At 69.0% G+C, this 19,233-nt stretch carries 17 protein-coding genes and 3 pseudogenes; 11 read left to right on the top strand and 9 right to left on the bottom strand.

The window, feature by feature from the left end:
* Positions 1-41 precede the first annotated feature (41 nt).
* The 3 genes from NBG84_RS07750 to NBG84_RS07740 form a co-directional block, all read right to left on the bottom strand.
* Positions 42-1,649: a gamma-glutamyltransferase family protein gene (locus tag NBG84_RS07750; protein WP_250918549.1), complete on the bottom strand. Its 1,608-nt coding sequence runs from the start codon at positions 1,647-1,649 to the stop codon at positions 42-44.
* 76 nt (positions 1,650-1,725) lie between these two features.
* Positions 1,726-2,469 (bottom strand): FadR/GntR family transcriptional regulator, encoded by a 744-nt coding sequence (locus NBG84_RS07745; RefSeq protein WP_250918548.1) that lies wholly within the window; start codon positions 2,467-2,469, stop codon positions 1,726-1,728.
* Positions 2,470-2,576: 107 nt separating this feature from the next.
* Positions 2,577-3,071: a RidA family protein gene (locus tag NBG84_RS07740; RefSeq protein WP_250918547.1), complete on the bottom strand. Its 495-nt coding sequence runs from the start codon at positions 3,069-3,071 to the stop codon at positions 2,577-2,579.
* A 448-nt stretch (positions 3,072-3,519) separates the two neighbouring features.
* On the opposite strand from NBG84_RS07740, the gene NBG84_RS41485 reads away from it, so the two are divergent.
* The 3 genes from NBG84_RS41485 to NBG84_RS07730 all read left to right on the top strand — a co-directional run bounded on the left by NBG84_RS41485 (position 3,520) and on the right by NBG84_RS07730 (position 7,012).
* Positions 3,520-4,032, top strand: a complete 513-nt coding sequence (locus tag NBG84_RS41485) for a DUF1275 family protein (protein WP_425608595.1) — start codon at positions 3,520-3,522, stop codon at positions 4,030-4,032.
* A gap of 199 nt (positions 4,033-4,231) precedes the next feature.
* Positions 4,232-5,938, top strand: coding sequence for a purine-cytosine permease family protein (locus tag NBG84_RS07735; protein WP_250918546.1), 1,707 nt, complete (start codon positions 4,232-4,234; stop codon positions 5,936-5,938).
* An 807-nt stretch (positions 5,939-6,745) separates the two neighbouring features.
* Positions 6,746-7,012 carry a hypothetical protein gene (locus NBG84_RS07730; RefSeq protein WP_250918545.1) on the top strand — a complete coding sequence of 89 codons (267 nt, stop codon included), beginning with the start codon at positions 6,746-6,748 and terminating at the stop codon, positions 7,010-7,012.
* A 462-nt stretch (positions 7,013-7,474) separates the two neighbouring features.
* Here NBG84_RS07730 and NBG84_RS07725 read toward each other — a convergent pair whose 3' ends face one another.
* A complete protein-coding gene (locus tag NBG84_RS07725; protein ID WP_250918544.1) occupies positions 7,475-7,636 on the bottom strand; it encodes a hypothetical protein in 162 nt (53 codons plus the stop codon).
* A 227-nt stretch (positions 7,637-7,863) separates the two neighbouring features.
* Here NBG84_RS07725 and ppk2 point away from each other — a divergent pair, with 227 nt between their 5' ends.
* Positions 7,864-8,880: a polyphosphate kinase 2 gene (ppk2, locus tag NBG84_RS07720; RefSeq protein WP_250918543.1), complete on the top strand. Its 1,017-nt coding sequence runs from the start codon at positions 7,864-7,866 to the stop codon at positions 8,878-8,880.
* Positions 8,881-9,262: 382 nt separating this feature from the next.
* On the opposite strand, the gene NBG84_RS07715 is transcribed toward ppk2, so the two are convergent.
* Positions 9,263-10,615: a helix-turn-helix domain-containing protein gene (locus NBG84_RS07715; protein ID WP_250918542.1), complete on the bottom strand. Its 1,353-nt coding sequence runs from the start codon at positions 10,613-10,615 to the stop codon at positions 9,263-9,265.
* Positions 10,616-10,620: 5 nt separating this feature from the next.
* The gene (locus NBG84_RS07710) at positions 10,621-10,845 is read right to left on the bottom strand and encodes a hypothetical protein (RefSeq protein WP_250918541.1); all 225 of its coding nucleotides are present in this window, start codon (positions 10,843-10,845) and stop codon (positions 10,621-10,623) included.
* A 1,005-nt stretch (positions 10,846-11,850) separates the two neighbouring features.
* On the opposite strand from NBG84_RS07710, the gene NBG84_RS07705 reads away from it, so the two are divergent.
* From NBG84_RS07705 to NBG84_RS07690, 4 genes and pseudogenes are all read left to right on the top strand, one after another.
* Positions 11,851-12,129 carry a GlsB/YeaQ/YmgE family stress response membrane protein gene (locus NBG84_RS07705; RefSeq protein WP_250918540.1) on the top strand — a complete coding sequence of 93 codons (279 nt, stop codon included), beginning with the start codon at positions 11,851-11,853 and terminating at the stop codon, positions 12,127-12,129.
* Between the two features lie 207 nt (positions 12,130-12,336).
* Positions 12,337-12,534: pseudogene (locus tag NBG84_RS07700) on the top strand (IS5/IS1182 family transposase); the annotation flags it as partial.
* Positions 12,535-12,700: 166 nt separating this feature from the next.
* The gene (locus tag NBG84_RS07695) at positions 12,701-12,994 is read left to right on the top strand and encodes a hypothetical protein (RefSeq protein WP_250918808.1); all 294 of its coding nucleotides are present in this window, start codon (positions 12,701-12,703) and stop codon (positions 12,992-12,994) included.
* Positions 12,995-13,211: 217 nt separating this feature from the next.
* Complete coding sequence (locus NBG84_RS07690; RefSeq protein ID WP_250918539.1) at positions 13,212-13,409, top strand: hypothetical protein; 198 nt, start codon at positions 13,212-13,214, stop codon at positions 13,407-13,409.
* 287 nt (positions 13,410-13,696) lie between these two features.
* Here the strand turns inward: NBG84_RS07690 and NBG84_RS07685 are convergent, their stop codons facing one another.
* The gene (locus NBG84_RS07685) at positions 13,697-14,200 is read right to left on the bottom strand and encodes a YfbM family protein (RefSeq protein WP_250918538.1); all 504 of its coding nucleotides are present in this window, start codon (positions 14,198-14,200) and stop codon (positions 13,697-13,699) included.
* 198 nt (positions 14,201-14,398) lie between these two features.
* On the opposite strand from NBG84_RS07685, the gene NBG84_RS07680 reads away from it, so the two are divergent.
* Complete coding sequence (locus tag NBG84_RS07680) at positions 14,399-15,688, top strand: cytochrome P450 family protein (RefSeq protein ID WP_250918537.1); 1,290 nt, start codon at positions 14,399-14,401, stop codon at positions 15,686-15,688.
* Positions 15,689-16,211: 523 nt separating this feature from the next.
* On the opposite strand, the gene NBG84_RS07675 is transcribed toward NBG84_RS07680, so the two are convergent.
* Positions 16,212-16,799 (bottom strand): MBL fold metallo-hydrolase, encoded by a 588-nt coding sequence (locus NBG84_RS07675; RefSeq protein ID WP_250918536.1) that lies wholly within the window; start codon positions 16,797-16,799, stop codon positions 16,212-16,214.
* Between NBG84_RS07675 and NBG84_RS07670 the strand changes: the two genes are divergently transcribed.
* Positions 16,710-17,189: a helix-turn-helix transcriptional regulator gene (locus NBG84_RS07670; RefSeq protein WP_250918535.1), complete on the top strand. Its 480-nt coding sequence runs from the start codon at positions 16,710-16,712 to the stop codon at positions 17,187-17,189. The two genes, NBG84_RS07675 and NBG84_RS07670, sit on opposite strands and share 90 nt — an antisense overlap.
* 179 nt (positions 17,190-17,368) lie before the next feature.
* On the opposite strand, the pseudogene NBG84_RS07665 reads toward NBG84_RS07670, so the two are convergent.
* A pseudogene (locus tag NBG84_RS07665) lies at positions 17,369-17,598 on the bottom strand (transposase); the annotation flags it as partial.
* Between the two features lie 768 nt (positions 17,599-18,366).
* Here NBG84_RS07665 and NBG84_RS07660 point away from each other — a divergent pair.
* A pseudogene (locus NBG84_RS07660) lies at positions 18,367-19,222 on the top strand (amidase family protein); the annotation flags it as partial.
* Positions 19,223-19,233 lie beyond the last annotated feature (11 nt).

Here is a 19,233-nt window from a genome sequence, read left to right as displayed (position 1 = left end):
GCTGCGCGAGCGCCGCCGAGAGGAAGGAACCGGTCCGCGGCTCAGGCGTCTGTCGCCGTGGCGGAGCCGTCGCTGCGGGGGTCGGTCGCCGCCTGGAAATGACCTTCAGGGGTTCGGCGTACGAGCTGTCCGTGGCCGACCTGTTCGTCCAGGTCGCCCAGGATCTCGGTGCGATAGCCGCTGCCGCGCAGGGCCGCCACGGCGGCGTTGGGCACGGTGCTCTCCACGGAGGCCACCCCTGCGGGCTCGTCGACCCCGAGCCCGCCGATCACCCAGCGGGGGCGCGCGAGCGCGAGCGCCGGGTCGTCGCCCGCGTGAAGGCGCAGCGCGAGATGGGCGTGGATCTGGGGCTGGGCCTTTCCGCCCATGGTGCCGTGGGCCCCGGTGATGGTGCCGTTCCGGCGGGTGAGGACCGGCATCAGGGTGTGCGCGGGCCTGCGGCCGCCGGTCAGGCGGTTGGGGGAGTGGGGGGCGAGGTCGAAGAAGGAACCCCGGTTGTGCAGGACGATGCCGCTCGCGGGGTCGAGGATGCCGGAACCGAAGCTGTGGAACAGGCTCTGGATCAGGGAGACCGCGTATCCCTCGTCGTCGGCGGCGACCACGGCGACCGTGTCACCGCTGGGCCGCGACGCGGCGGCCTGGGGAGCCGGCCCGGCCTGCGGGCGAGGACGCGGCCGGGCGAGGATCGAGGCGGCGAGCGCGTCCAGATGCGCCGAGCCGAGGAGTTCGCCGACCGGCACCGCTACGTGCCGGGGGTCGGCGAGGTGGGTTTCGCGGTCATGGGTGATCGCGTCGAAGACCTGGGCCGTCAGCTGGGCGTCGGCGCCGAGGAGATCGGCGTCGGAGGGCAGGCGCTCGATGAGGCCGAGGGCCTGGAGCAGATGCAGGCCCTGGGAGTTCGGCGGGGCCGTCAGATACTCCTCGCCGCGGAAGACGGCCGACAGCGGCGGGCCGGTCTCGGTAGCGTGGCGGGCGAGGTCGTCCGTGGTCATCGGGGAGCCGAGTTCACGCAACCGGGCGACCAGCCCGGCCCCGAGAGACCCCTCGTAGAACGCCTTCGGACCGTCCGAGGCCAGTTGTGCCAGCGACTCGGCGAGCGCGCTCTGACGCAGGGTCACCCCTGCGGTGAGCGGCTCCCCACCGGGGAAGAAGACGCCACGCATACCGTCGTCGGACACCAGCTCACCGGCTTCCTCGCGCAGCGCGGTGGCCACACCGGGAGCGGTGGGCACACCATCGCGGGCGTAGGCGATGGCCTGGGTGAACAACTGCCGCCAGGGCAGCTTGCCGGCGAGTTCGGACAGGGTGGCCCAGCCGGCCACGACGCCGGGAACCGTCACGGAGTGCGGACCGGTCACCGGCATCAGCGGACCCGGCAGAGCGTCCGGAGTGGCGGCGAGCGGTGCCGCGCCGCTGCCGTTGACGGCGATCACCTGCCCGTCGGGCAGGGCGACGAGCGCGATGAGATCGCCCCCCACACCGCACTGGTGCGGATAGACGACGGTGAGGGCGATCGCCGCGGCGAGTGCCGCGTCGACGGCGTTGCCTCCCTCACGCCGGACGGCATCGCCCGCGCCGGTGGCCAGGGCATGGGGAGTGGCCAGGCCGTACGAACGGGTCCGGGCGGGCGGGGACAGGGGCTTGGGCATGGCGAGGGCTTTCCTGAGTACGGTGGCGGACGCCTGGTACGGCGGGGTGAACGGACGGGCGGGACCGGATCCCTGATCAGGACGGCGTCGGGGGGTCGTCGAGCCCCCGGCCGAGCGCACCGATGATCATGCCCTGGACCTCGCTGAGGTGGTCGGCCATGGCCTGCGCGGCGGCGTCGCTGTCGTGGCTGATGAGAGCCGTGAGGATACGGCGGTGTCCGCGCAGGGAGGCGGCCAGGCGTTCGGTGCTCTGATACGCGGGGTCGCGCGACGGGCCGACCCATTCATTGGTGGCTTCCAGGAGCCGGGTGAGCATGGGGTTGTGGGCCGCCCGGGCGACGGCGACATGGAAAGCGCCGTCCAGCTCGATGAGCGCGGCCAGATTCTCCCGGTCGCGTTCGCGATCGGCCCGGGAGAGCAGTTCGGCGAGTTGCTGGAGATCGCTTTCGGTGGCGCGCACCGCCGCCCGCGCTGCGACGGGCGGTTCGACGGCCGAGCGCAGATCCATCACCTCGTGCACCAGACGCGCGGCGTTGGTCATGTCGCCGAGCTGGCGGGGGTGCAGGTCAGGCCGGTTCGCGCCGGTGACGATGGTGCCCCGGCCGGGTTTGCGGTCCACGAGCCCGCGCAGTTCCAGCTCCCGCAGCGCCTCCCGTACGGAGGTGCGGGAGATACGGAGTTCCTCGGCCAGTTCCCGTTCGGCCGGGATGCGCTCGCCGGGAGCCAGCCGCCCCTCCTCGATCAGTCCTTGGAGCCGTCCGGCGAGCCGGTGCGGCCCGAGACCGGCCTCGGGAGCGATCAGGGTCCAGTCGATGGGCACCGGGTGGCCTTTCGTCGGGTCGGGTGGGTGAGGGGCGCGCCTCGGGGTCGCCGCGCTGCCGGGACAGCGCCCTCGGCGGAACATGGCGACCCCGAGGCGCGGCGGCGTCAGTCGTCGATCTCGACCGTGAGCCAGTTCTCGAAGCAGCTGCGCCGGGCCAGGCTCATCACGCCGATGGTGGCGCGTCCGCCGAGTCCCGCCTCGGGGCCGAAGACATCGCGGAAGAGGTCGGTGGACCCCGACGACACCTTGTGCACATCCTCGAATTCCGGGGTGGTGACCACGAAACACAGAGAGCGTACAAGGGAACTCACGCGGTTGAGGGAGCCCAGAGCCAGCCGTATCCCGCCCAGGCAGTTCAGCGCCGTCAGCCGAGCGGCCTCGTAGCCCTCCTCGATGGTGACGTCCGCGCCCAAGCGCCCGGGGTTGCGGACGTTGCCGTCCGCGTCGTCCGCGGTGTGGCCCCCCAGGAAGAGGAGATTGCCGCTGATGTGGTGGGGCTTCATCGACCCGTAGTCGCCGCCGTAGTAGGGCCGGGCGGAGAAGTCGGGGATGACGAGACCGAGTTCACGAACGCGGCTCTCGGGGTCTGTGTACGCCATGTGCTGTGCCTTCGGTGATCGAGCGGCCCTGCCGGTGGGCCAAGATAGTCAGATGGTCCGACCAAGTGGGCTTATTGTTCGTACACGCTTTCCCCCCTGTCAAGCCCTTCCGCCACCCGGCCGCCGTGCGCGGCAACGGCAACCGGCAGGCAACGGAGACGGAGGATCAGCCAGCGTGCTCACTCAACCCGGCGATGCCCCGGCCGGTCCCGCCGTCCTGCTCGAAGCGGCGCGAACCCCGGGAGCGGCGGGCTCCCCGCCCGTCCTGCCGGGCCCGCCGTGCCCGTTTCCGCGCGGTCCGCCGACCGGGGGGCAGGGCTGCTCGCTGATGTTCTCCCGCTCCTGCTGACCGTCGCCGCGGGCGCTCTGGCCTACTGGGCCTCAGGAGCGTTTTCACCGCCGACATGACCGGCGACCTGGTCCTGTTCGGCATCCTGGGACGCACGCCATCGATCGGTATGCCGCCCGCGCCGCGTCCGCCACACGCGCGTTCGCGGCCCGCTCGGCAATGGCCTTCCGGCTCACCCGCGGCCTGCCCGCCGACGGCCTGCGGCCGCGCCGCGTCACGAGCACCCTCGTCGTCCGCCTGATGTGCCAAGTGGCCCTCCTCGGGGGCCGGTTCGCCGCCGACATCCGCCCGGGTGAGTCCTGGGGCACGGCGCTCGTCGCGGTCCCGGCGCCGGGCCTCCAGACCGCTCGCGCGCGACGGTTCGCCGTCGCCGGGATCACGACGACATGCGTCACCGGCACACCGACCGCTGGGTCGAATCGGCCGCGAGTGGCTCCGCCGGGCAACGCCGTCCGCGCCTTTGCGTCCTTACTCGCGCTGGTCGCCGGAGCCCTCGGGGGTGGCTTCACGCTGAGCCGGCAGCCGACCGCGCCCCGGCGATCGCCCCGGCGCTCGTCGCGATCACATTGCCGGCAGCCCGACCTCGGCAGACACAACGAAATCCGTAGGTAGAAGCCGCGTTCAATGGTGATTTCCATTGAATTTGCGGAATTTTCACCCGAGACCGTTGACAAATGGGCTCGTCGGCCCTGAGCTTGGCCACACGAGGCCGCCCATGCCGGAAGGCCTCAAGGCCGACCAAGCTGCCCCGCGTCGATCTCGCACGACGCTCCCCGCCCCGCTATCTGGCGGCCTTCCCCGAGGACTTCCCGTGACTTCTTCACGTGCGGACGTCTCTACCCCTGTCCCCCTCGACGTCTCCTATACCGACGACCCCCGGGTCGTAAAGGAGGCGACGAATGAGGACTACTCCACCCATATCGTTCCGCTCACCTGGCGCAGTGGCCGCCTGTCGCTGACCATGACCTGGTACGCGCTGGTCAGTGGCATGTTCTACCTCGTCACGGCCGCCACGCTGGCCGTGACGGTCGGCACCGTCAACACCCTGATCGGCATCCTGCTCGCCGTCGCCGTCTTCGGAGCAGTCAACTACTTCTTCTCCTCGTACGCGGCCCGTACCGGGCTGACCGTGGCCCTGATCTCTCAGCGGGTCTTCGGGTACATCGGCTCCGTGCTCGCTCCACTCGTCCTGGCGGCGACGGCCATCTACTACGCCGTCTTCGAGGGCTCCGTCATCGCCCACGCCCTCCACGCCTACACCGGTGTCCTCGACATCAAGGTCTGGTACGCGATCTCGATCCTCAGCAACGTCCCCATGGCCATCGGCGGTGTACGGCGCTGGCTCGACAAGTTCAACGGGGCACTGCTCCCGCTGTACTGGACCGGCCTGATGATCGTGATCATCCTGGCGGTACGGGAGTACCCGCCCTCCGGCTGGCTGACCCACACCCCCGACATCACCCCGGACCTCGGGGCGCCGGGCTGGATGTACGCGTTCTTCGTCTACATGGGTGTGTTCGTGTTCATGATGTACACGATCGACTTCGGCCGCTTCGGCAAGCCGAAGGACAGCCGCTACCACGGCGTCGTCACCTTCGGCCCCGTCTTCTACCTCTTCTGCTACTTCGTCAACGGAATGATCGGCATCTTCCTGGTCCTGGTCGCCAACAAGGCGGGCGCGCCCACCGAGACGGCGATCGGTGACACCATCGTGGGCCTGATGGGCGTCTGGGGACTGGGGGTCGTCTGGCTGACCCAGTCGCGAATCAACACCGCCAACTACTACGTCGCCTCCACCAACCTGGAAGCCACGGTCGCCCGGCTCTTCCACATCCGCATACCGCGCGTCGCCGCCCTGGCGATCGCCAGCCTCGTCACCTACCTGATCATGCTCACCGATGTGCTCAGCTACGTGCTCACCGCACTCGCGTGGCAGGGCGCGTTCGTCGTCGGCTGGGTCGGCATCATGCTCACCCACATCGTCCTGCACCGCCAGGGCGACCGTGACGGGCTGCCCGAGTTCCGCCCCGGACGCGTCGCCACCATCGCCCCGGGAGCAGTGGTGTGGCTGGTGTCCTCGCTCACCGGCATCATGGTCCTCGAATTCACCGGCACCTTCGGCACTACCTGGTCATCGCCGCTGACCTTCGTCCTCAGCATCGTGCTCTATCTGCTGGCCCTGCGCGTCGCCAACTCCCCGGTGCTGCGCCGAGGGCTCGACCCCCGGGACGAGGTGGACGACATCTGGGAGACCCGGGTGCGCTGCCACCGCTGCGACCACTCCTACATCGCCGCGGAGATGGACCGCGACCCCTCCGCCGAGGGCAGCCCGGCGATCTGCGCGGACTGCGGGGGCCGCAGCCGCACCTTCCGCCGAGCGGTCCTCGCCGAGGCCAGGGCCTCCCGCGGCACATCCACCCCCGGCGGGCACGCCAGGAACCGGGGCGGCGGCACACCCGACGCCGAACCGGCCGCCGACGGAACCGCCCCCACGGCAACATCCTCGGTGATCTCCTAGAGATCTCGCTTGACCGGGCGGGGGGCGACCGCCGCCCGCATCATCCTCGGAACGGCCACCGCATGTACGCCGACGGGCGGTACCGCCGTTCATACCGCCAGCGAACCCGCATTCGTCCCACGAGGAGTGGACGTACAGCTGTGGGGGTGGCGTGTTCGCCACCGTCGCCAGGTTCCGGATCGGCGCGTAAAAGGCGTAAGAGGGGTGGGGCAGGTTCGATCAACAGCGGTCGGCGGCTCGGTCCGGGGCCCGCCGATCCGGCGTGGGCGGCCGCGACATGTGCCCGCGGGCACTCAGGGACCCCGCTGCCGCAGAGATGGTCACCCACGGCGCCTCCCACGGCAACGTGCGCTTCAAGGAGTGGTTCCGCCCGGGACGCGCTACTGGGGCTTGGGGGCGTCCATGGTCATGTCCGGCCACGCCGTTCATCGGTCCATCGCTCATCGGTCCGGGCAGCGCGCTGCCCGCGCCGGGCGTCGTGGGGGTCGGCCGGTCGTGCCGTGAAGTCCTCGCTCATGACCGGCCGGATCTCGATCGGTTCGCCATAATGGTCCGGACCTATCCGGAACTGAACCCCTCTGACTCGTCGTCATGACGGCTGTGATGTCGGCGTGGAACTCAGCTACACGAGTAAGCCCCGCCATCTGCGTGCCGCACGCATATTATCGGCCGGATTATCAATATATAAGCCAATTCAGAATAGAATATGCGCTTCCTGTTGATTCGGCCGATACGCAAGAGCACTCTTCTTTTCGCCACCGGGGCAGGGACCCCGAGGGCGAAGACGACGAGGGAGGGCTCAACCTCATGTCTGTTCGCAAGGTATTCGCCACCGTGACCGTCGCGGCGGCCATGGCAGGTGCCGGACTCATGACCGCTCCGACGGCCCAGGCCGCCCCCCAGGCCGCGTCGGTGGTCGGGCCGACGAACTGGTCGCCCCGGGGCGACTACGCCACCCCGGCCGAGTGTGACCATGCCGGCCGTTGGTTTGTGAGCTGGGGCGGCGCGTCCATCTATGAGTGCGCCTTCAACGCCACCACACAGCGGTACCACCTTCGCATCTGGCGTGTCTGACACTCCGACAGCACCAGCACCAGCACCAGCACCAGCACGAAGCGCTGGCGACTCCGTGACCGGCCGCGGGCGCCGCCGTACACGCCATAGGTGACCTGTAGCAGGGCACCTGCATGTTCGCCCCGGCAACCCGATCGTAGGCGTTGCCACGACGGAGACAACGTCGTCACATCACGCGACGGGCGCGCAGACCACTGAGGGTCCTCACCAGCGGGTGGGGACCCTCAGCTTTTCCGTGTGCCGGGCCTGGGCGGTTGTCCACCGTGGTACTGCGATACCGCCCGGGTCTCCGGTCCGAGGGCATAGCGGCCGCGCAGCAATTCGGCGGCGGGTGGCTGGGGGAGGATGCCCGGGCCATGCCATCGCCAAGGGCCTGTGGCCGCCCGCGGTGGCACGCGGAGGGGCTGGTTCCGCCGCGCACCGGGGCGCTCCGGACGACGCCAGCCGGGGGAGTGGCTCTCATCAGTCACCTTCCTGCTGCCTGCCCCGGCGTTGGTTGCCGGCGAAGGTCAGGCCCGCGTCCCGAGCGGGCTTGTGCGCGGCAAGGCCTCCGTCGGTACCCGCGGTGACATACGGGATCAGCTCAGCCGGGTACGCGATCGGCAGCAATACCGTGGGCGGCATCGTGCCCGGAGTAGAGGCCCGCGGCGACCATCGCCTCATGCCGGTTCGGGCCAAGGCGATGTGTCTACCCCGTTCCGGCTCAGCTCAGGGGCTCGCCGCGGGCTCGTCCGTCTTCATACCCGTGGCTGCACCGCACAGTGGGCCGGTCTATGGCATGGCACGACATTGTGGCGCGAAACGTTCGAATCTTGGGGCAGGTATCACGTGCATGGGGGTAGGAGCGGGAGGTGAACGAGCGAGAGACGGAGCGGCCCGAGGCCGAGGATCTGTTGGCGGGACTGAGCGTGGACGACCATCGGCCGGAGCAGCCGGTGCTGTTGGACTCGGACGGCGCCTCGATACGTACCTGGGAGGAGAACTATCCGTACGACCGGAAGGTGGGCCGGGGGGAGTACGAGCGGACCAAGCGGATTCTGCAGATCGAGCTGCTGAAACTCCAGCGGTGGGTGAAGGAGACGGGGGCGCGGCTGGTGGTGGTCTGCGAGGGCAGGGACGCTGCCGGGAAGGGAGGCACGATTCAGCGGTTCACTGAGCGACTCAACCCGCGCGGGGCTCGAATCGTCGCCTTGGACAAGCCGACCGAGCAGGAAGCCGGACAGTGGTACTTCCAGCGCTATGTCACCCATCTGCCGACCGCCGGCGAGATGGTCTTCTTCGACCGTTCCTGGTACAACCGCGCCGGGGTCGAGAGGGTGATGGACTTCTGCCCCCAGGACGACTACGAGCTGTTCCTGCGGCAGTGCCCCGCCTTCGAGGACATGCTGGTGGCCGACGGGATCCTGCTGGTCAAGTTCTGGTTCTCCGTCTCGCGCGCCGAGCAGCGCACCCGCTTTGCGATCCGACAGGTCGACCCGGTGCGTCAGTGGAAGCTGTCACCTACCGACCTTGCCTCGCTGGACCTGTGGGACGCGTACACCACCGCCAAGGTCGACATGTTCCGGGCCACCGACACCGACCACGCACCCTGGACCGTCGTCAAGAGCAACGACAAGCGGCGGGCTCGGCTGGAGGCGATCCGTAGCCTCCTGGCGCGCATCGACTACGACCGCAAGGACGTCGCCGCGGTCGGGCGGCCCGACCCGCTGATCGTGGGCGCCGCCGACACCCTTCTGGAAGCCGGGGAGGAAGACGCCGCACTCTCTCCCACTCCGCTGGCAGGCCTTCCTCTCGGCCCCGGCCGTCATCCACAGCATCCGCAACCGAGCGAGCCCGTACCCGTTCATACGGCAGGCCCGAGTTCGTGACCAGCACGGGGGACGAGTACTTGCCTTGATCTGCTCGTTCCCCGTGCCTTCCCACCTCTTCTTGGCCCTGCTCCGCTTTCCCCTTTTGCTCTGCTCGCTCTTGCCATTCACTGGTCTGAGACGTTCCTGACGACTTCCTCTTGGTATCTGAGGCCTTCCCAGACCTCGGTGAATCCTCCGTCCTCCCTGGTCTCGGCTATGGGGGGGGGCTGGGCTGTGTCCTTGCCTGCCGCTCTGGGGAGTTCGCGGGCTCGGTCGGTTGACCAGGCGCCGTACCCGCCACACTCATACGCGTCTTCAGACACAGCGGGTCAACCGTCGCGGACTGTTCCGTATCTGCTACGGGTGAAGGGCACATGAGCCGGAAGAGCAACACCATGGGTCAGTCATCATCACGCTTGAATGGCCGACGCAAGTCAATGGTCGGGCTTGGTCTGCTTCCGGGAGTTCTGATGCGGACACGGGGGGTCAAGGGGGTCTCGGAACGTGCGAGGTCAGGCGGTGCAGGGTGCGCGGGACCGTTGATCGCGGGCGGCAGTGGGTCGACAAGAGTGACGAGGCTGTCAGTGTCGAGGGGGTGCGCGGGAGTCGGGTCGACCGGGTCAGGCCAGTCGGCCTGGGGTATCCGGCGTGGCAGCGGTGTGGGCTGAACGTCCGGGGGGACCTTGAGTTCCAGGGTCTGCGTGTCCGCGGGGTGTGCCCGGGCGGGCGAATGCGGGGGGACCGGGTACCACGTTGGTCGGGGTGCGGCAGACGGGACAGAGTGCGGAGTGGGCCAAAGAGAGGCCGAAGGAGCGAGGGGCGGTTCCTCGTGGGAGGGAAGGAGCGACCCCGCCTGCTCGGCGGAGCAGTTGCCGCAGAGGACCGCGGTCCACCCCTTCACGTTGTCGTAGCCGAGCGAGGGCCGTCGGCACTGAGGGCAGGTGAGTTCACCTCGTCGCTGTGCCTGGTCGACCAGGAGCTCGCGGGCCATGCGAGCGGACTGCTGTGGTCTCGTCTCGTTCGGATCGGGGATGGCCACCAGAAACTTCAGCCCGGGTGCCTTGCGTGCCGCCAACTCAAGGTCGCTCATGAGCAACTGGAGGTCGCGGGGGGTAACGCGATCGTGCCTGGTGAGAAGGTTCTGCGGGCGTCCCGTTCTCATACGGCGAGCCCGGGTGTTCCTGCGATCGGCGTCGGCGCGGTCCCACGCCTTCCCCCATTCCTCCAGGTCTGCCCGGCGCGCACCGCACGCCTCGGCGAATGCGAGGACGAATCGGCGGCTGGGCGTGGATTGGCCCTTGAGGACTCGTCCAACCGTGCTACGAGGTAGCCGCCCGAGGCCTCCGGTGCGCGGGTCAAGGCACCGCAGGGGCGGGCTTCCGTTGTCCTGGTACAGGTCGACGATGGCGGAGTGGAGGTCTGCGAAGTCCTTCACGACGCTTATGTGGCCTCCACTGCGGTTTCCATTGAGTACGCCCTGGGCTCGCGCTTCGTCCCGTCGGGCGTAGTTCCACAGGCGTTCGGCCTCCTTGGGGCTGCGGCCGCATGCCTGGGCGTACGCGACGACCACGCTCCGGTTTCGCGGGACGCTGCGTCCGGAAGCGGCGCGCGAAAGAGTGTCGGCGCTGAAGCCGGTGTGGGAGGCGAGTTGGTGATAAGTCAGCCCCGCCTCCTCACGGCCGGCGCGCAGCCAGGTCGCCAGGGCGAGCAAAGACTTGCTGCACTGAACGATCGGGTTCTCCCTGCGCCCCATGGGAGTTATGCCTCCGCGGATCCCGGCGTACAGCGGCTACTTCGCAGTCGGCGTAGCAGCTGAACTCCGAGGACTGATGCCTCGGCGGTCAGGACGATCACGCCCACGGACTGGAAGCCGGCGAGGGCTAAGGCCGCCGCGGCGATGACGATGACGATGAGGACCACTACTTCAGTGGCTTTGAGGGGAGTCGGCACGACGCAGGACGTGCCGCAGGTCGGGTTGCTCACGGGTCTAACTCCAGATGGATGTACTGCGAGTGGGTAGAAGGCGTGCGCTCAAGGCGGGTTGCCGACGCCTTCGTAGGAGGATGTTGCAGCATTCGGGGCTGCCTCACGACCCCGTTCAGCGCCTAATCCGCGTCGGTGTCCCCGTGACCGGCTAGCCGCAGTGACCGTCATGTCTGCACATTTCGCCTGGTCACACTGCTCATGGACACCAGGAACCCGCATTTCTGTCCCACCTTCTTGGGCGGAGCTCATGCGTTCCCGCGCTCCTGTCCCGAGCACCGACCCCCTCCAGCGACCTAGTGCTCCCTGCATCGACCCTGCTCAGCGCCCCTTTGACGCAGAGATTCCCGCATCCATGTCCTCCTGCTGTCCCCGGGGTACGGCATCCGCGATGTTTGGGCGTGCGCCTGAGCACGGTCAGTGCCTGCTGCGGGGGCTCTGCGATGTACTGCGGGCAATCGGGTGAATCGGAGCGGGCGGACTCGGTTGCCGCGGGTCCTCGCTCACGATCCTGGCGCTGTTCGCCAGTGCCAGGACCCGCACCCGGCGAACCCGTCTCCCGGACCAGATGGGCCCGCACCGCCGATGTCGAAGCCTCCCGCACCACCGCGCGGCACACCGTCGCGCTCCGGCAGGAGGCGACGGGAAAGGAACAGGAACTCCACGCAGAGGCTGACGGTCCCTGGTTCGCCGCCTCCAAGCCCCCACCTGACGCGAGTGAGCCGTGAGGGCGAATCCGGATCGTTTGGACAGCGATCAGTGTGACCAAGTCGGCCGGCCTGCCATGCACTTGTCCACCTGTGTCCACCCGCGCGGCACGGTGCCACCCGAACACCACATGGGGCGGCTGTACCACGACGAAGCCCATGGCTGTACCGCGACGAAACCGGCTGCCCGCCAGAGCTGCCCCGCCGGCGATGATCAGGCGGTCCGGACGTTTGGAAACCTCGGCACGGTGCAGACGAGACTTAACACCGGCTTTATTCATCGAGGTAGGAGCAGCGCATGAGCATCATTGCCTGGATCTTGATCGGACTGCTCGCGGGCTTCATCGCGAAGGCGCTGATGCCGGGTAAGGACCCGGGCGGCATCATCATCACGATGCTCATCGGCATCGCGGGCGGTCTGCTCGGCGGATGGCTCGGCAAGGTCATATTCGGCGTCGACTCCATCGACGGCTTCTTCGACCTCTCCACTTGGATCGCCGCCATCATCGGCTCTGTCATCCTGCTCGCCGTCTACCGACTGGTCACCGGTAACAAGCGCCACCACCGCCACGCCTGAGCGGCACTGACCCGAGCGGCACTGACCCGAGCGGCTCCCCCTCCTCCTGAGGGCGGAGCCGTTTCGCTGCCGGGTCCCAGCGGGCGCGTGGCCGGAGTCAGCAGAGAAGACCCGTCATGCCCGTGATCCTCGTCTTCTTCTGACAACTCCTCTGGGGAGATGTGGGTGACTACTCCCTCCAGGGAGCAGCCACTCCTCGGTGGCGCCCGCGAGCGCGGCCAGGCCGGCCTCCCGGACGGGAAAGAAGCACACGGCCGGTCCCACATGCCGGTCCGCGCCCGTGTCGAGCACATCGTGGCCCGGGTGAAGGCCTGGAAGATCATTAGCGACTGTCACCCCGAAGGCGACGGCGTCCACGATGTCATGTGGGGCATCGCACGGGCGCACAGGCTCACACTCGGCGGACAGACGAGCGGCCAGCGCGACGGCTGCCCCGCCCGAGACGGCTCGGAGATCATTTACGGGACGGTCGCTGGTTCACGCGGCCTCCGGCGCGGGCAGCGATATGATCGTCGCCCCACCGGACGGTTCAGACGTCGTGCGGTACGGGCAAGGAATCTGGACGGCGGTCATGACGCGGACGGCAGCAGCATCGGTGTACGCGGTGGTAGACGCCCTGGAACGGAGAGCCGTCACACGCGGGATCTCCGTGCCGGCACTGACATCGGTTCGTGAACTGGTCGCGAACGGCGAGCCGGACATGGCCATCGACTACCTCGTCAACACGGTCAACTCCTTCCGGCTCCTCCTCGGGCGGGCGGAGTACACCCGACTGCTGTCGGCGGCGGCCGAACTGGACTACGACGCCGACGATCTGACCGACCTCGAACCCCGGCTACTCGTCGCTGATCCCGACCAGGCATAAAGCGGTGACGGTCAGGGTGCGGTGGGTGATTGGGAAGACAGCCCATTGCACGACCACGAAACACACCACGGGGCCCATGGCTTCGGAGCGGTGGGGATGGTCGCCTCCTCGTTGGGGTTGAGGCGGTGGTGGTCCATGAGCCCGCCCGGCGCTCTTCCACCGGCCGCGTTCCGGTGGAGCCCTGTACACGCTGGGCCGGACACACAGGCCCCAACTCGTGGCACTGCTGCTGATCACCGCCCTGCTGACCGGAGCGCTGCTGATGATCCGCGATGTGGAACGCCCCTTCACCGGCCTGGTCCGGGTGAAACCCACCGCTATCGCGGAGACCGAAGCCCAAGCCACCCGCGAATTCCGGGCGGTGTACGGCATGGGCAGACTGCCCTGCGATGCGCAGGGCCGCAAGCGAATGTGAACAGTCGGCGCCCTGGAGGGCATGGACAGCGTGCCCATCGTCGTGCGCGGCCAGGGCCGGGACGAGATCCTGGGCCCGGCGTCCTCCGATCACGCTGACATGCCCGGCACGCCGAATCCACCAGGGACTCTCTCGCCCCGCGCCTGCCCGGCTAGTCCGCCCGGCCTGGCCGCAGCTGATGGTCATACACCTCCGGCACCGCGGCGCCTCCCACCAGCGGTCGTCCCCCGGCGTCTTCGGCCGCGGAGGAGGGCGAGCTCGTTCTGGTCGCACCCGCGGGCCCTCCATCAGGCGATCCAGACCACCAGGCCCTGCCGGAGACGGGCGGCCGTCCTGAAGAAGGCAGCGAGATCCTGGTACGCGACCGCCACGTCGTCCAGCCGCTCAACGGGGTCGGAGCCCGTACAGGGGTAGATCCCCGCGTCCGCCAGCTCCGCCGGGGCGACCTCCTCGACGAGTCCCTCCGGGGTGATCGCCTTCATCGCGCTCGCGGCGACCCGTACCCGCTCCGGGCTGATCGTCCGGGGCACTCCGTACCCCCAGTGCCCCGCGCCGGGGATCTCCTCCTCACCATGAACCACGTTCACCTCGACGCCCCGGAGCCTCAGCAGATACTCCAGCGCGTGCCACATCTTCCCGGTGCTGTGCAGACGGCCCCCGGGAACGGGTGTGCCGTCGCCTGGCGCCGCGGCCAGGTGCTCCTCGACGAACTCCCAGGCCCAGTAGGGGTCCTGGACCGCCCGGTCCAGCTCAGTGGGGGTGAGGCGGGCGTACTCTCCGATCATGCTCATGGCCGGATCCTAGGAGCCGCCACTGACAACACCCCTGTGACCGTGTGGTGGTGAGGTTCGCGCGGGTTCACCGACGGTGGCGATGCTCGCGGCGAATACCCTCGTTCAGGTGGATTGGCGCGGGCGGTCGGCGGTGGGGTGTGGGCCGCTGCCATGATGCCGTCACCTGAGACATCCATGTGTTTGGAGCGTTCCGACATGGCTGTGCAGGACCCGGGCACCACCCAGGCCGACAGCGAACTGTTGGACCTCGCGGATCAGGAGTTGATCCGCGACCCGTTCACCGCCTACACCCATATCCGTGAGCGCGAGCAGATGGTGCGGGGCCGCGTCCCGGGTGTGGACCCCATGTGGGTGGCCACCCGCCACGCTGACATCCGCACCATCATGAGCGGCCCCGCCTTCACCATCGACGCCACGACCGTCCCCGGTGGTGCGGTGGCCCACCGCACCGAACAGACCTGGCAAGCCCGCGGCATGTACGCGGAGCACGAGAAGTACCTGCGCGCCGGAATCTTCGACTCGGACGGCCCCGACCACCGCCGACTGCGCGGCCTGGTCACTGCCGCGTTCTCCCCGCGCCGTGTGGCCGCGCTGCGCCCCAGGATCAAGGCCGTCGCCACCCACCTGCTTGACCGCCTGCCGGACCACGCCGAGGACGGCGTCGTCGACCTGATCGAACACTTCGCCCGACCGCTGCCCATCACCGTCATCTGCGAGCTCATCGCCGTTCCCGAAGCCGACCGAGAGCGCTGGCGGGCGCGGAGCGCCACGCTGACCGCCGGCGTCTGCGGTGACCAACTCGGCGACGCCCTCGCCGGTATGGTCGCCGACGCCCACGCCCTCGTCGAGCTGCATGCCACCCGCCCCGGCAACGACCTCATCTCCGACCTGCTCGCACCCCACCACCACGACCGACTCAGTACCGACGAACTTGTCGCCCTCATCGTCAACCTGGTCGTCGCCGGGCACATCACCACGGTCAACCTCATCGCCAACAGCACCGAAGCGCTGCTCACCCACCCCGATCAACTCGCCCTGCTGCGCGAAGACCCCACCCTCATGCCGCACGCCGTCGACGAGCTCATGCGCTACTGCGGACCCGTCGTACGCGCGCTGCCCCGCTATGCCATCTGCGACACCACCGTCGGCAACACCCCGGTACGCACCGGGGAAGCCGTCCTTCCGATCGTCTCCGCGGCCAACCGCGATCCGGCCGCCTTCACCGACCCCGACGGCCTCGACCTCACTCGCACCCGCTACAGCCGCGAACCCCACCTCGGCTTCGGACACGGCGTCCACCGCTGCCTGGGCGCGCACCTCGCACAGGAGGAGACCGCCGTCGCCCTGACCGAGTTGCTCGCCCGCGTACCCGACTTGCGGCTCGCCACTGATCAGGAACATCCACGACGCGGCAGCAACCCTGTCAACTGGCACCTGACATCCCTCCCCGTACGCCTGGAACCCCGAATCCCCGCGGGGGAGTAGCCCGCACCGGCCCATCGTGGCGCGGGCATCTGGGCGCAGCGGCGCCGCATTCGGCGCCGCTGCGGGGCACGCCTGCGCGCTGCGGAAACGAGTTCACCGACGGCCCTGGGCAGCCGGTAGGGGGCAGAACTCCTGACCTGGCGAGTGGGACCCCCTGTGCGGGCCGTGCGCGAAGGACGACGCCGAACACGTCACGCGCGGAGTCAGACGGAGGAAGCCGCGGCCCGCCGGGTGGCCGAAGCGGGGAAGAAGCTCCACGCACTGGTGGGGGCGGGGCGCCGCGAGTAGTGGTGCGCGGGTCGGTGGCGCCGGTGGTACGTGCTTGACGACGCTTGAAGGTGCCGGTCTGGCACCGCCCTGCGGTCGGTTCCTGTGGGATCGACGGGAACTTCTTGTTGTCCGGGCTGATACTGCCTGTCTTCGACACGAACGCTCCGCTGGTCGAAGTCTGTGCCTTGGCCAAGAACAGCGGGCGGCGAAATGCGGTTGCTTCGCGGCCGCCACCCCCTCGATGTCGCCCGCCTCAGGCGTCGATGCCGGTGGCGGTTCCGGTATGCAGGAAACGGAACCGGTCGCGGATGTCGTCTGGTACGCGGGTGAGCTCACGCTCGATGCCCGGGCGGCCTTCGTAAAAGTGGTGCCAGCCCTCGTAGTGGACGGGGATGGCTGTGTGGGGCCGGAGCCAGCGGCACCGCTCCATGGCCTGGGCCGCGGTCATGGTGTACCGGAGCGGGCCGGTGATCGGAAAGCGTACGCCGCCCAGGTGCAGCAGGGCCGTGCCCACAGTGAGCCGCTGGGCGACTTCGCGCAGCCCGCGGTAGAGGACGGTGTCTCCGGAGATCCAGAGGACACCGTGCTGTTGGCCTTCCCAGCCGAGGGCGAATCCGGTCACCTGTCCGGTGATCGGCCGGGACAACGGCGGTCCGTGGCGGGCCGGTGTGGCCGTGACGCTGATCGGGTGGCCGCCGTGGTGCGGGCGGCGGAGGTGATGAGCCGGGTGACGGTGCCGGGGTGGGACATCATGGCGACGTGTGAACTGTCGATCTCGGTGGTGTGCGAGCCGGCCCGCTGGGCTTCGAAGCGTTCGAGGTCGGGGGCGATCGACCCCCACGCACGATCCGCACCGCCCGACATTCTGCTGGAGCGCGTCCTGTCCTACGCGCGGACCCATCTGACCCGACCCGATCTCACACCGGCCGCAATCGCCGCGGCCCACGGCATCTCCCTTCGCGGCCTGTACCGCCTGTGCTCCCGGTCGGACATCAGCCTGGAGCAGTGGCTGATCGAACAACGCCTCGAAGGCGCCCGCCGCACCCTGTCCGCTCCCAACGGCCGCACCAGACCGATCGGCGCGGCCGCCCATGCCTGGGGCTTCCGGGACGCAAGCCACTTCGCCAGACGCTTCCGGGAGGCGTATGGGGTGACTCCGCGGGCATGGCAGCGCACACCGGAACCCCGCACGCGGCCCGGCCAACCGGACCGAACCGGGCAGCACCCCTGACGCTGGAGGAAGTCGGATGCGGTGTGGTGGCTGGGTGAGTTCTCGACTTCCGTTGCCCTGGGGAGTGCCCTGAACCGCGACGCTACAGATGGCCGCGAGATATCTCGATGCGCTTCTTCCGCGCGGCCACCACCCTTGCGTCGTCGTGCCCCCGTACTTCCGACACCAGGCCTCCCACCCCGCCCGCCCTCGAACCGGGGCAACGGCGGCCCGGCCAGCGCCGTCCGCAACCCCTCGACGTCGATCCGGCCGCCGTTGAGGGCTCCGTTCAACGCGCCGTGCGCCCGGCGGTGTTCGGGCACCAACGTCGGATCCACCAGTGAGACCACACCGGCCCGTCGACGCACAGCACCGCATCGGTGATCTCGAACAGCTCATCCCGCCGGGCATCCGGGCACACCACACTCATGGCAACGGCCGTCGGTTGATCCCGGATCTCTGCGACGGGCCACAACAGCAAGCGAAGGCCGCCTTCACGACCCGGGAACGCCCGGGTGAGCGGACACAGTTCGAGTCACAGTCCGAGCAGGGTGGATGGAGAACTGACCGAACGAGCCTGCCTGATCGTCAGTTCACCAGCCGAAACCGCTCACCGCCTGGTCCCGCCAGCGGCACCTGCTGGCGGATCACCTGGTCATGGGCAGCGGGCCCGATTCTCGTTCCTGTAGTGCGGCGACCAACTGCTGTCTCGATCGCTGCCGGCCGGGTCGCGGTTCGCAACGCAGTCCAGACCAGCCGTGTCTGCTCGGTGAGCGTCTGATGCGTTTCCGGTCCGACTTCGGGCTCGAACCACCGCACCGCGAGGCGCCCGCTCTCGAAGAACTCACCCCGTTCATCCGTCCTGAGGCGTGAACAGAGCAACTGGACAACTGCTGCGATCGGCGGTCCGCACGGCGCGCTGACGCCGGGAGCCGGAACGATGGTCGTTGGCAGGGAGGCGCCTGCCGGGAGGCCGAGGAACGCTTGCGTGCTACCGCAACCCAGCGCGGACTCGATCGAGGCATGCAGGTGCACTTGGTGCAGACCCAGAGGCCCCGGGTGGCTGCAGTGCCATCCGGCTGCGGGAAGCACCTCAGCGATCCGTTTCCCCAGAAGCACCTCATCAGCAGGCATGAGCCATGTGTCCGTCGTCTTCGTGCGAGACCCCGCGATTGCCATGTGGCAAGAGTGCCAGTAGCCGGTCGACTTTGACCTCGCCGTCGTCGGTCCGATGGCGCGCACTGCCCGCGACCTCACGCTCCTGCTCGACATCATGAGACCGGACCCGCGGACGCTCGGCAAAGCGCACGACTTGACGCTGCCGCCCGCGCGCCCCGAGCGGCTCGGCGACTTCCGGGTCCTGGTTCTCGACGAGCATCCGCTCATTCCGACCGGGCCCGCTATGCGGGCGGGTGTGAACCGGGTGGACGACGCCCTTGTCGACGGAGGCGCCCTCGTCGAACGGCACACTCCGCTGCTGCCCGGTCTGACCGAAGCCGGGACGCTCTACACGCAGTTGCTGTCTTCGAGCTCCGTTGCGCGTTTTCCTGTTGAAGGGTACGAGCAGCCGCGGACCTACGCCGCCGAACTGAGCACAGACGACCAGAGCCTCGACGCGACACGGCTGCGCGGCATGGTGTGCAGCCACCGCGACTGGATCGAGGCGAACAGTCGTCGCGAGCTCCACCGCCACGGCTGGCGGCAACTCTTCGGCGAGTTCGACGCCGTGGTGTGTCCCATCACGCCCACTCCCGCACTCCCGCACGATCACAACCCCATGTCTTGGAACGCCGGGTCGGCAACGACGGCGTCGGGTACCCGCACTTCGACCAGCTCGTCTGGGCCGGTCTGGCCACCATGCCCGGCCTGCCCGCCACCGCCGTACCAGCGGGTCGGCCCCCGCGGGTCTGCCGGTGGGAGCGCAGCTCATCGTGCCCCCATGCCAGACGGTCCCGAACCTGCAGCGTGTTCCCGACCGAGCCTCCCGAACAGCAACGGACCGGGGGAGTGGCGTACTACAAGGCTGGTCGATATGCGCCCGAGCCGCTTTGTGACGCTGTGGGGG

Origin of the sequence: Streptomyces albipurpureus (assembly GCF_023701525.1) — a bacterium.
Taxonomy (GTDB): Bacteria; Actinomycetota; Actinomycetes; order Streptomycetales; family Streptomycetaceae; genus Streptomyces; species Streptomyces albipurpureus.
The sequence above is the reverse complement of the archived record's forward strand: the minus strand, read 5'-3'. Positions and strand labels throughout refer to the sequence as shown.

Coding starts and splice junctions, on each gene's coding strand:
- NBG84_RS07750 (WP_250918549.1), bottom strand. CDS start 1,649: ATGCCCAAGCCCCTGTCCCCGCCCGCCCGGACCCGTTCGTACGGCCTG.
- NBG84_RS07740 (WP_250918547.1), bottom strand. CDS start 3,071: ATGGCGTACACAGACCCCGAGAGCCGCGTTCGTGAACTCGGTCTCGTC.
- NBG84_RS07730 (WP_250918545.1), top strand. CDS start 6,746: ATGTCTGTTCGCAAGGTATTCGCCACCGTGACCGTCGCGGCGGCCATG.
- NBG84_RS07725 (WP_250918544.1), bottom strand. CDS start 7,636: ATGCCGCCCACGGTATTGCTGCCGATCGCGTACCCGGCTGAGCTGATC.
- NBG84_RS07715 (WP_250918542.1), bottom strand. CDS start 10,615: ATGGGGCGCAGGGAGAACCCGATCGTTCAGTGCAGCAAGTCTTTGCTC.
- NBG84_RS07705 (WP_250918540.1), top strand. CDS start 11,851: ATGAGCATCATTGCCTGGATCTTGATCGGACTGCTCGCGGGCTTCATC.
- NBG84_RS07695 (WP_250918808.1), top strand. CDS start 12,701: ATGACGCGGACGGCAGCAGCATCGGTGTACGCGGTGGTAGACGCCCTG.
- NBG84_RS07685 (WP_250918538.1), bottom strand. CDS start 14,200: ATGAGCATGATCGGAGAGTACGCCCGCCTCACCCCCACTGAGCTGGAC.
- NBG84_RS07680 (WP_250918537.1), top strand. CDS start 14,399: ATGGCTGTGCAGGACCCGGGCACCACCCAGGCCGACAGCGAACTGTTG.
- NBG84_RS07670 (WP_250918535.1), top strand. CDS start 16,710: ATGGCGACGTGTGAACTGTCGATCTCGGTGGTGTGCGAGCCGGCCCGC.